Origin of the sequence: Solibacillus isronensis (genome assembly GCF_023715405.1) — a bacterium.
GTDB lineage: Bacteria > Bacillota > Bacilli > Bacillales_A > Planococcaceae > Solibacillus > Solibacillus isronensis_B.
Genome location: NZ_JAMBOC010000005.1, coordinates 62,997 through 74,813 on the forward strand (window position 1 = coordinate 62,997; position 11,817 = coordinate 74,813).

Consider the following 11,817-nt stretch of genomic DNA (forward strand, 5'->3'; position numbering starts at 1 on the left):
AATCAACTTGTCCGGAAAAAGCCTCGCAAACCTATTTTCTTTTCAAGGTATCTTCTATTTTCGTTGTTTTAAAATAGCTTCCCCAAAAATCAGATCTTCCTGCGTTGTCATTTTTACATTTTCATAACTGCATTCCACGATATGAATATCATGTCCTAAACGTTCCACAAGCATTGCTTCATCCGTTCCTAAAAAATCTGCCTTTTCGGCTTCGTCTTCAGCTTCTGCCAATAAATCGTAACGGAACGCTTGCGGTGTTTGAACCATCCATAAAGAATCGCGGTCAACAGTTTCTTTAATTAGGCCGTTATGGACGACCTTCATTGTATCCTTTGCACGAACCCCTGCAATAGCCGCTCCTTTTTCATAAGCGACTTTTGCAAGTTCGGCAATCTTTGAAATCGTAATAAAAGGTCTTGCAGCGTCATGAACAAGGACAACATCCACTGCACTCATTTCTTTAATGCATGCATGCACTGAGTGTTGGCGTTCCTCACCACCTGTAGGCATACCTTTTACTTTTGCAATATTATACTTTTTGATGAGCGACTGGATAAATGGACGTTCCTCATCTTTTACGGCAAGCCAAATACCCGTACAGTTTTCATCTTGTTCAAAAACAAGAAGTGTATGAACTAAAATCGGTTTATCCGCTAAGTTTAAAAATAATTTATTTTGCCCGGCACCCATGCGCTTTCCGCTTCCTGCTGCCGGTAAAACAACTTCATAACGCAAAATGCTTCACATCCTAATCCTCTTTTGGCTTGGCAAAAATCATTCGCCCTGCCGACGTTTGAAGTACGCTCGTTACCGTAACAGTAATCGCCTGGCCAATATAGCTTCGGCCACCTTCTACTACAATCATTGTTCCGTCATCTAAATAGGCGACACCTTGATTGTGTTCTTTCCCGTCTTTAATGACAACGACTTGCATATCTTCACCCGGAATAACGACCGGTTTCACCGCATTTGCCAAATCATTAATATTCAATACTTGTACACGGTGCAGTTCACAAACTTTATTTAAGTTGAAATCATTCGTCAATATTTGAGCACTCATGTTTTTTGCTAAGCGAACCAGCTTTAAGTCCACTTCGGACACATCATCAAAATCAACTTCCGTAATAAGTACCTTCGAAGCACGTTCGTCCTGAAGACGTTTTAAAATATCGAGACCTCTGCGACCACGCGTACGCTTCAATGTATCAGATGAATCCGCAATATGCTGGAGTTCTGTTAATACAAACTGAGGTACGACTAAAATCCCTTCAACAAAACCTGTTGTTGAAATATCGGCAATACGCCCATCAATGATGACACTCGTATCAAGTAATTTATACTGCTCCTGAACTTCCTTGACAGATCCGTCACTTTGACGCTTTTTCGTGGATTTCCCGGAAAAGATCTGCAATAGCTCATCCCGTTTACTGAAACCTAACCGGAAACCGAGATAGCCCAGAACAATGGATAAAATAGCAGGAACAACAGCGGTAATAACGGGAATGTTCATTTGATTGATTGCGACCCCGACCAATGTTGCTACACATAGTCCTACGATTAAACCGAGTGTACCAAACAGTAAATCTGCTGCAGGCAATTTGAATAATACTTCCTCTAACCAAGTAATTAATTTTACAAAGTAATCAGATAATGCAAACGATAAAACGAATAATAAAGCAGCACCTATCGCAACACTGAAGTATGGATTATTAAGCCAAGGATTGGATGATAAGTTCATGAATGCATATAAGGGCGGTAAGAAAATAAGGCCTAATGCTCCACCGATAAATAAAAATGCTACTTGAATTATTTTCTTCAACATTTGTTTCACCTCCAGTTAATAATTATACATCTAAAGTTTCATTCATGCGAAGTCCAGGTACCAAAAGCAAGGGCAAATAATCAACAAAATGCAATTACATTCCAATATTAGGATTTTACCCATTTTTTAAGTTTATTCCCTATTTTTTTTAGTTAAATTTACGCGATATTAATTCAAAAATGACATACTTCATTCTAAATTCCCACTACCAGTAGTTTAGTTAAATTAATGCATATACTATTTTAGTATAATAGAAAAATTAAACTTAGAAGAGGAGAATACGTTTTGAATACTGCAAAAGAAGTAAAAATTTCTACTGCTGACCCGTCTGCAATTGGTTTGTTCGGTTTGGCGATTGTAACATTTGTTGCTTCCACTCAAAAATTAGGCTGGACAGATGGCTTAGGTTTGGTTATTCCTTGGGCAATATTTTTAGGAGGTATTGCACAATTTTATGCATCAGTATTAGATTCAAGGCATAATAATACATTCGGTACGACGGCATTCGGCGCATATGGTTTGTTCTGGATGGGTGTAGGCATGAGCTGGTTCGTTCAAGCCGGTGTATTTGGTGCAACATTACAGGCGTCTGCTGATACAACTCAGCTCGGTGTTGTGTATTTAGGTTATTTAATCTTTACCCTATTTATGACGATTGGTGCAGCTGAAACAAATAAAGTTCTATTCGCCATCTTCGTAATGATCGACTTCTTATTTATCGGCCTGGCATTAAGCTCATTTGGAATTATGGAGCACGGCATGCATTTACTTGCAGCCTACTCTGAGTTAATCATTGCTCTGTTATCACTTTACGGTGCGGGTGCTAATGTATTGAACAAGCATTTCGGCTTCAACTTCCTGCCGATTGGAAAGCCTTTTGGCATTTTCACAAGAGAAGCATTTTTAAAGAAGGAAAAAACAGTAAAAGCATAAAGAAAAAAGGCATGAAAAGTATTTTCACTTTTCATGCCTTTTTTGAACATATTACCAAAAATATATTCTCTATAAATTTTGGAAAGATTCCCGCAGTGCATCACTGATTGTTTCGACGCCAACGACTTGAATGTCCGGCGGGAATTCCCACCCACCAATATTAGAAGCTGGAATAAAGGCGCGTTTAAATCCTAACTTTGCTGCTTCCTGTACACGCTGTTCAATTCTCGAAACGCGGCGTACTTCACCAGTTAACCCTACTTCCCCGATAAAGCAGTCTGTCGGACGTACTGTCTGGTCTTTAAAGCTTGAAACAATACTTGTTAATACAGCTAAATCAATTGCCGGCTCATCCAATTTCACGCCACCCGCAACTTTAATATACGCATCCTGTGCCTGAAGCATCATGCCCATGCGTTTTTCCAATACCGCCATTAAAAGCTGGACACGGTTTTGATCAACCCCTGTTGCCATACGCTTCGGATAATTGAAACTCGTTGGTGTAACAAGAGACTGGATTTCTACCAAAATCGGACGTGTCCCTTCCATCGATGCAACGATCGTTGAGCCAGGGGCACCTTGCGAGCGTTCCTGTAAAAACAGCTCAGAGGGATTCAATACTTCCTTTAACCCTCCATGAAGCATTTCAAAAATCGCAATTTCATTTGTAGAACCAAAACGGTTTTTCTGGCTTCGTAAAATTCGGTGGTTATGGTGGCGTTCCCCTTCAAAGTAAAGCACCGTGTCTACCATATGTTCTAAAATACGCGGTCCGGCAATCTGACCTTCTTTTGTAACATGACCAACAAGGAAGATAGCAATATTTTTTGTTTTTGCAATGCGCATCAGTTCCGCTGTACATTCACGTACTTGCGACACACTGCCCGGTGCACTTGTTATTTCCGGGTGGTGTACCGTTTGAATCGAATCGACAATAACAAATTTCGGTTGTACTTCATCAATTGTCTGATTTAAAAACTCCAGATTCGTTTCCGAGTAAATATAAAGCTCCGGCGTATGTACACCTAATCGTTCAGCACGCAGCTTCGTCTGACGTACAGATTCTTCACCGGAAATATATAAAACACGTTTTCCCTGATTGGAAAGAAGCGCTGATACTTGCAGTAATAAAGTCGATTTTCCGATACCTGGATCACCGCCTATCAATACAAGTGAACCTGGTACGATACCGCCTCCGAGTACACGGTTGAACTCATTCATTTCTGTGGCGATACGTGTTTCTTCCTGTACCTCCACATGAATAATAGGTGTTGCCTTTGTAGCTGTTGTAGAATGCTGGAACGCACCACGCGGACCTTTTGTGATGACTTCGACTTCTTCATTCATCGTATTCCATTCACCACAGCCAGGACAGCGCCCCATCCATTTTGCCGCCTCATAGCCACAGCTGCTGCACATAAATTTAGACTTCTTTTTTGCCATTTTGCTAGCTCCTTCGAATGTGTGTTCCTATAATTGTACACGAAACAAAATCGAATACCCACTAATCTGCCGCAAAATTCTTTTTCGGTTAGCGTTCCTACAAAAATAATTTCGGTTTAGCGAGAACTCTCCGATTCCTAACGACGATAGTATAAAAAACAGACGAAGCAGGAATTACCCGCCTCGTCTGTTTAATTAATTCGTTGCTACTTTTTCTTGTGTTCGTACGATAAACTCATCATCTGCATAATCAAGTACGACTGTTTGCGTCTTATCCAATGTACCTTTTAAAAGTTCTTCGGATAAGCGGTCTTCTACATGTTTTTGTAATGCACGGCGCAATGGACGCGCACCATATTGCGGATCATAGCCTTCTTCCGAAATTTTAACAAGCGCTGCATCCGTAAGCTGCAGTTCGATATCCTGCTCTTTTAGACGCTTCGTTAAAGAGTTCGCCATTAATGATACGATTTCTTTTAAGTGATCCTTTTCTAATGAATGGAACACGATCATTTCATCAATACGGTTTAAGAACTCTGGGCGGAACGCTTTTTTCAGTTCTTCCAGCATTGTGCTCTTCATGTCTTTATCTTTCGATGCATTTAGACCAGCACTGAATCCTACATGCTTGCGATATTTCAGTGCATCTGCCCCAACATTCGATGTCATAATGACAACTGTATTGCGGAAATCGACAACACGACCTTTTGAATCAGTTAAGCGGCCGTCTTCCAGCACTTGTAATAAGATGTTGAACACATCCGGATGCGCCTTTTCGATTTCATCCAACAGTACAACCGAATATGGTTTACGACGGACTTTCTCTGTTAATTGGCCTCCATCTTCAAATCCTACATAGCCCGGAGGCGAACCGACTAAACGAGAAGTCGAATGTTTCTCCATATACTCTGACATATCTACACGGATCATCGCATCTTCATCACCGAACATTACTTCAGCAAGTGCTCGCGCAAGTTCTGTTTTACCGACACCTGTAGGACCAAGGAAGATAAATGAACCGATTGGACGTTTTGGATCTTTTAAGCCTGCACGTGCACGGCGGATTGCACGGGAAATTGCCTCTACCGCTTCACCTTGACCAACTACGCGTTTGTGTAACTCTTCCTCAAGGTTTAATAACTTCGCAGATTCTGCCTGTGCGATTTTTGAAACCGGAATTCCCGTCCACATCGCTACCACTTGCGCGATGTCGTCAACATATACTGTAGACTCTTCTTTGCCTTGTTTTTCTTTCCACTCTTTTTTCAGTTGTTCAAGCTCTTGTTTCAGCTTCTGCTCTGTATCACGCAATGCAGCAGCTTTTTCAAATTCCTGTCCTGAAACTGCGGCATTCTTTTCAGACTTAATGCCTTCCAATTTATCTTCCAACTCTTTTAAATTAGGTGGAACAGTATAAGAGCGTAAGCGCACTTTTGAACCAGCTTCATCGATTAAGTCAATTGCCTTATCCGGTAAGAAACGATCTGAAATGTAGCGATCTGATAATTTGGCAGCTGCTTCTACCGCTTCATCCGAAATTTTCACACGGTGATGTGCTTCATAGCGGTCACGTAAACCATTAATGATTTGGATTGTTTCTTCAACAGATGGCTCATCAACTTGGATTGGTTGGAAACGACGCTCTAATGCCGCGTCCTTTTCGATATATTTGCGGTATTCATCCAATGTTGTTGCACCGATACATTGCAGTTCGCCACGAGCCAATGATGGTTTTAAAATGTTCGATGCATCAATTGCACCTTCCGCGCCACCTGCACCAATCAATGTATGAAGCTCATCGATGAATAAAATAATATTGCCAGCCTGGCGAATTTCATCCATTACTTTTTTCAGACGGTCTTCAAATTCCCCACGATATTTAGTACCTGCAACAACTGTACCCATATCAAGCGTCATTACACGTTTATCGCGCAGTGTTTCCGGAACTTCATTATTGATAATTTGCTGTGCCAATCCTTCTGCAATAGCTGTTTTACCGACACCTGGTTCCCCGATCAGTACCGGGTTGTTTTTTGTACGGCGTGACAGTACTTCTACAACACGTGTAATTTCTTTTGAGCGGCCGATAACCGGGTCAAGTGAACCTTCACGCGCTACCGCTGTTAAATCGCGGGCTAAACTATCAAGTGTTGGTGTATTTACTGTTTGCGTCATGCTGGAGTTACCGCTATTGTTAGAATCATTATTGCCTAATAACAGTAAAACTTGCTGGCGTGCTTTATTGATGCTTACACCTGTATTCGCCAATACGCGGGCAGCAACCCCTTCACCTTCACGAATTAAAGCTAATAAAATATGCTCTGTTCCGACATATGCATGCCCTAATTTACGTGATTCATCCAATGAAAGTTCGATTACCTTTTTAGCACGTGGTGTGTAATGTACGATTGGACCTACATCTTCAGTACCTTTTCCAACGAGTTCCTCAATGCCAGTTTCAATCATTTGAGGGCTAATATTAATTGCTTCTAAAGCTTTAGCGGCAATTCCGCCACCTTCACGAATTAAGCCAAGTAAAATATGTTCAGTTCCGATTTCTTTATGCTTAAGACGAATTGCCTCTTCCTGAGCAAGTTGTAATACCTTCTGAGCACGTTGTGTGAATCGATTAAACATCATAGAAAATCCTCTCCTTTTTCCCCATTGTTTGTAGCTTCATCTTGCTCGTTTAACTTTTCTTGCAACAGCTTCGCACGATACATATCGCGTTCTGCCGGTTGTAACGTAGTACCAATATATTGCTGAATGAGTCCAGGTTGCATAATAAGCATGCACTCATTTAGTTTACGCTGTGAAATTGCTTCTAATAATCCTAAACTTACCCCAAGACGCACATTTGATAAACAGCTAGCCGCTTCTTCACTCGTTAAAATTTTCGCGTACTTCAATGTACCAAGTGAACGGCTTAAGCGGTCTTCCAACACCGAGGGAGCACGCATCAATAAATTTTTACGTGCAAGCTCTTCCTTTTTGATTACTTGCTCCACAACTTCCTGCAGCTCCTGTAAAATCGTTTCTTCTGATTTACCTAATGTAATCTGGTTTGATATTTGATAAATATTCCCTAAATTTTCACTGCCTTCCCCATATATACCCCTCACAACCATTCCTAATCTTGTCATCATCTGAATTAATGGATTCATCTGTTTCATCATTGTGAGTGCTGGTAAATGGAGCATGACAGAAGCTCGAAGTCCTGTTCCGACATTTGTTGGGCAACTTGTCAAATAACCATAGCGGTCTTCATATGCATACGCGATTGACTTACTTAAGTAGCGGTCAATATTACGAGCCTTATCAAATGCTTCTTTTAAATTCATCCCTTGCGTAAGACTCTGTATGCGAATATGATCCTCTTCATTTACTAATATGCTAATGGATTCATCTTTTGTTAAAAAAAATGATCCAATTTTTTTTCTTCTTGCCAAATTCGGACTGATCAAATGCTTCTCCACTAAAATTTGGCGTTGTAAAACCGGCATATCTTTTATTTGGAAATAGGAAAACTGATACGGATTATCATATGAAGACAATAATGACTGCATCATTTTTTCTTCGATTAATTGGGCTTCCTGTTCTGTAAAACTAATCGGAAATCGAGTATTGGCAATATTACGAGCAAGCCGAATGCGTGTGCTAATGACGATATCTGAATCGCTTTCGTGCTGCATCCAGCTGGGACTGGCATTCGTTAAAAAATGCTCGATGTTCATGCGTTCCCCTCACCTTCCTGTCTTATTTTACTTTCCAATTCCCTTACTTCATCACGTATGGAAGCTGCATCTTCAAATCGCTCTTCCGCAATTGCTTGCTGCAGTGATGTTCGGAGCTCTTGGATTTGTTGTTCTACCTTTTCCTTTGAAGGTCCTTCTTCCATATACCCTACATGCTGAGTACCTGCCTGAAGACGTTCAAGCAGCTGGGGTAATTGCTCGCTAAATGTTTCGTAACATTGACCGCATCCGAATTTGCCTTGCTTTAAAAACTGTCGGTACGTAAACCCGCAGGAAGGACAGGATTTTGGGCTGTTTGTATTAGTTGTCGTGCTTTCTTTCTTTGCATTCACAGGTACAAAATTGAACCAATTTGAAATAAGCTGCTGAAGAGATGCAGGCTCTTCATTTACGTCAAATTGAAATGGATGAAATTGAGTGGCACATACTTCACAGTAGTGACGCTCTACTTTTTGACCATTGTGAACTTGAGTAACGGTAACATTGGCGTGACGCTGTTTACAATGCTCACATATCATAATAATCCACCTCTACTTTTCAAAAGAAATCGTTTGTAGCATTGCGTGCATAATGCGTGCTCTTAGCTGATCACGCAGCGGCAAAGCTACCTGTAATGTGACACGATCTAAAGCGGCCTTCATAATGCTTGCTTCTCGTTCTGTAATGATATCCTCATCCAATAAACGGAAAATAATACGCTCAGCATTAGTCTGGGCAATGGCGTTACCTATTTGTGTTTCCATTTCGTCAAGTAAATTTTTCTTCGAGTGGATTGTTACACGCAAAATCCGAATATAACCGCCACCACCCCGCTTACTCTCTACATAGTAGCCATGCTCGGTCGTGAAACGCGTATTGATAACGTAATTGATTTGAGAAGGGGCACAGGCAAATTGCTTTGCCAATTCATTTCGTTTTATTTCAATAAGTCCCTGTCCCTCTAATTCAATAACTTCCTTCAAATACCCTTCAATTATGTCAGATATATTCCTCATGCTGTCTCTCACCTCTCATCAACTGACTTTGACTATCTTTGACTTAAATATACAATATTTATTTTTTGAAATGCAACTAATCACTCTTGTTTTAGGTTTCCCTATTTTTACATTAATAAATCCCTTTTTATGTAAAAAAGCGATAAGGTGTTTTTAAACAAACCTTACCGCTTTTATGAACTTTGCCAGAATGAGGGTAAATTATACCCAGCGTCCGACAATTGGATAATTCCAGTGCTGATCCGATAATGCTTTTACAATACCGATGACCGGGGCAATCCAGAAGATGAGTAAAAATACTAATAGGAATGGTAAACCTATTAACAATACAGAAAGGACTCCTGCTATCGCTATTAAAATTCCGAATACGACCTGGAATAGTAATGCTTGGATTGCTGTACGCTTCACTTCATCTTCAGAACTTATTAAGAAAAACAGAATCGGTACAAGGAACGGTGCAAAGAATGCACTGGCATGAATGATGATTTTCGACCATTTAGATTCCATTTGTTATCAACCTCACTTTAGTTTATTAGCTTATTTACGGATAATATTCATAAAAGTTTCATAGAGAGGACAAAAAATCCCGAATTTTTATTTCGAGATTCTTGTGATGTCTAAATTTAATCAATATGGGCCTCTATCTTTCGGGTTGTCCCCTTCTTGAGGAAATAAAAAGTAGGAAATAACCGCGGTTAAGATGGTTGCTCCAATAACTATTAAAATCCGATCGCGGTCACCTACTTCTGCATAATTGTTTACGAGCATAATATACGATGCGATTGCCACCCCAAGCGACAATGGTAAAACAAATTTCAAACGCCCTTTATGAAACTTCATCATTACAACGCCTTTCATTATTTACTGCATCCATTTTAATAGTTATATACCTCAAATACAAATTAATGTAAATTTTTAATCTTTATAGAAATATTAATGATTTAATCCGATATAAACAGTAAAATAGTATTATTTAATAATACATGAATCGAGGAAGAACATGGGTATTCTGTTTTCAAGAGCAACAAAAGTTTCAAACAAGCCTTATTTTGATATTGCAAATTATGCACAGCAAGTAAATCTGGATGTATCAAACTATCCTAACTTACATAAACAGCTTCAATTGCTAAAATTGACGAAAGAGGATTTAGCCGTAATTAAACAGCTAGAACCTTTTGCTCAACAAGTTGTTCCAGTTATGGTGGAAAAGTTTTATGGTGCAATCAGCTTAAGTTCGGAGCTTGTAGATATTATAGGAAGTTCAGCTCGAATGGAGCGTCTTAAAGGTACACTAACAAGGCATTTAGAAGCAATGTTCAACTGTAATATCGATTCACGTTATATTGAAGAACGACAAACGATTGCGCATGTCCATGTCAAAATCGGCCTGCAATCAAAGTGGTATATTGCATCATTTCAATCGCTAATGACAACGTTTATCGACTTTATCAGTAAAATTGAAATGCCGAATGAAGAGATGGCTAAAGCAATTAATGCTTTTTCAAAACTAATCAACTTCGAGCAGCAGCTTGTGATTGAAGCATATGAAAAAGAAGAGCAGCGCATTCGTACTGAAAGTTTGGAAATGAAATACCGAATCGTAGAGCGAATTCAACATACTGCACAAGAGTTAACGCATATTAGTGATCAGACAAATGCCTCATTACAGGAAATTGCGAGTCAATCTGAAGAAATTGCTTCCAACACAAAACAAGGATTAAATTTAGTCGCGGAAACCGAAAATAAATCAACGACAGGTACTACATATTTAGTTAACCAGACAGCAATTATGACAAACATTTTAGACCGTGTGGACATACTTGAGTCATCAATGGTTAAACTGCGTCAATCATCTAAAAAAATTGCTGAAATTGTAGGATTAGTAACAGGGATTGCCGATCAGACAAACTTGCTTGCATTAAATGCATCTATTGAAGCAGCACGTGCAGGTGAACATGGGAAAGGATTTGCCGTTGTAGCTGATGAAGTCCGAAAGCTTGCTGAGGAAACTAAAAATGCGGTACAAAACGTTTCTCATTTAATTAAAGAAACAGAACTTAGCATTTCACAAATGTCCGATTCTGTTTCAAGTGTTGATGAGCAGGTAAAAATGAGCGTGGATACACAAAAAAGCTTGGCAGATTCTTTTACATCCATAACGGAAGCAGTACATGGAATTAAAACGCAATATGAAAACACGAATGAGGACATTCATGCCATTTCTTCTGTTATTACCGGTTTGACACATACAACAAATGATGTCATGACATCATCCGATTCACTGCTCCACATTGTTCAGGAACTGCATGATTAATTTCGCTTAAATACTAAAGGGATATCAAATGGCATTTTGCATTTGATATCCCTTTTTTTATGCACGGCGCTTTTTTGATAATGCTCGCTTTTGTTTTCGATGTTCCTGACGAATTGGGCCTGTTTCAAATAAATGACGTTCGAAATCCGTCTCCGGTTCAACACCCGGTACTTCTTTCGGCTTGCCGTTTTCGTCAATCGCTACCATCGTTACGAATGATTCCGTCGTCAGTTTCTTTGCACCTGTTTTAATATTTCTTGATACAACTCGTACATATACTTCCATCGAAGTACGACCTGTTCCAGATACAACAGCTTCCAACTCAATCATATCGCCTGCATAGGCAGAGGAAACGAAGTCTACTGAGTCAAAAGAAGCAGTAACGACTTCACCTTGACAATGTTTCATTGCTGCAATCGCAGCAATTTCATCAATATATGCTAACACTTTCCCTCCAAATATCGACTGATGATGATTTGTATCAGGAGGCAGTACTAATCGTGTTTGGATAGATTTTGAAAAGCTCATTGGCAGAGTATTTTTCATAATCTTCCT

General features: G+C 39.7%; 12 protein-coding genes. 2 read left to right on the forward strand and 10 right to left on the reverse strand.

The features are described 5' to 3' along the window. Positions 1 to 54: 54 nt before the first annotated feature. Both ispD and M3166_RS16270 read right to left on the reverse strand, forming a co-directional pair. On the reverse strand, positions 55 to 735 hold the full coding sequence (gene ispD, locus M3166_RS16265; RefSeq protein WP_251690905.1) for a 2-C-methyl-D-erythritol 4-phosphate cytidylyltransferase: 681 nt from the start codon (positions 733 to 735) through the stop codon (positions 55 to 57). A gap of 13 nt (positions 736 to 748) precedes the next feature. Continuing rightward, complete coding sequence (locus M3166_RS16270; protein ID WP_251690907.1) at positions 749 to 1,822, reverse strand: PIN/TRAM domain-containing protein; 1,074 nt, start codon at positions 1,820 to 1,822, stop codon at positions 749 to 751. Positions 1,823 to 2,107: 285 nt separating this feature from the next. Between M3166_RS16270 and M3166_RS16275 the strand changes: the two genes are divergently transcribed. After that, entirely contained in the window at positions 2,108 to 2,755 is a 648-nt protein-coding gene (locus tag M3166_RS16275; RefSeq protein ID WP_251690909.1) for an acetate uptake transporter, read from the forward strand. Positions 2,756 to 2,824: 69 nt separating this feature from the next. On the opposite strand, the gene radA is transcribed toward M3166_RS16275, so the two are convergent. The 7 genes from radA to M3166_RS16310 all read right to left on the reverse strand — a co-directional run bounded on the left by radA (position 2,825) and on the right by M3166_RS16310 (position 9,806). Then, positions 2,825 to 4,198 (reverse strand): DNA repair protein RadA, encoded by a 1,374-nt coding sequence (radA, locus tag M3166_RS16280; RefSeq protein ID WP_251690911.1) that lies wholly within the window; start codon positions 4,196 to 4,198, stop codon positions 2,825 to 2,827. A gap of 195 nt (positions 4,199 to 4,393) precedes the next feature. Next, complete coding sequence (locus tag M3166_RS16285) at positions 4,394 to 6,838, reverse strand: ATP-dependent Clp protease ATP-binding subunit (RefSeq protein ID WP_251690913.1); 2,445 nt, start codon at positions 6,836 to 6,838, stop codon at positions 4,394 to 4,396. Next, on the reverse strand, positions 6,835 to 7,932 hold the full coding sequence (locus tag M3166_RS16290) for a protein arginine kinase (protein ID WP_251690915.1): 1,098 nt from the start codon (positions 7,930 to 7,932) through the stop codon (positions 6,835 to 6,837). Before M3166_RS16290 ends, M3166_RS16285 begins: the two co-directional genes overlap by 4 nt. Then, the gene (locus M3166_RS16295; RefSeq protein WP_251690918.1) at positions 7,929 to 8,471 is read right to left on the reverse strand and encodes a UvrB/UvrC motif-containing protein; all 543 of its coding nucleotides are present in this window, start codon (positions 8,469 to 8,471) and stop codon (positions 7,929 to 7,931) included. The genes M3166_RS16290 and M3166_RS16295 overlap by 4 nt, the downstream gene beginning before the upstream one ends. A gap of 12 nt (positions 8,472 to 8,483) precedes the next feature. Then, positions 8,484 to 8,948, reverse strand: a complete 465-nt coding sequence (locus M3166_RS16300) for a CtsR family transcriptional regulator (protein WP_251690919.1) — start codon at positions 8,946 to 8,948, stop codon at positions 8,484 to 8,486. A gap of 201 nt (positions 8,949 to 9,149) precedes the next feature. Beyond that, complete coding sequence (locus M3166_RS16305) at positions 9,150 to 9,455, reverse strand: DUF4870 domain-containing protein (RefSeq protein ID WP_079523518.1); 306 nt, start codon at positions 9,453 to 9,455, stop codon at positions 9,150 to 9,152. Positions 9,456 to 9,575: 120 nt separating this feature from the next. After that, a complete protein-coding gene (locus tag M3166_RS16310) occupies positions 9,576 to 9,806 on the reverse strand; it encodes an acyltransferase (RefSeq protein WP_251690922.1) in 231 nt (76 codons plus the stop codon). A gap of 142 nt (positions 9,807 to 9,948) precedes the next feature. Here M3166_RS16310 and M3166_RS16315 point away from each other — a divergent pair, with 142 nt between their 5' ends. Next, positions 9,949 to 11,262 (forward strand): globin-coupled sensor protein, encoded by a 1,314-nt coding sequence (locus M3166_RS16315; RefSeq protein WP_251690924.1) that lies wholly within the window; start codon positions 9,949 to 9,951, stop codon positions 11,260 to 11,262. Between the two features lie 57 nt (positions 11,263 to 11,319). On the opposite strand, the gene M3166_RS16320 is transcribed toward M3166_RS16315, so the two are convergent. Then, positions 11,320 to 11,808: an acyl-CoA thioesterase gene (locus tag M3166_RS16320; protein ID WP_008407032.1), complete on the reverse strand. Its 489-nt coding sequence runs from the start codon at positions 11,806 to 11,808 to the stop codon at positions 11,320 to 11,322. Positions 11,809 to 11,817: the final 9 nt, after the last annotated feature.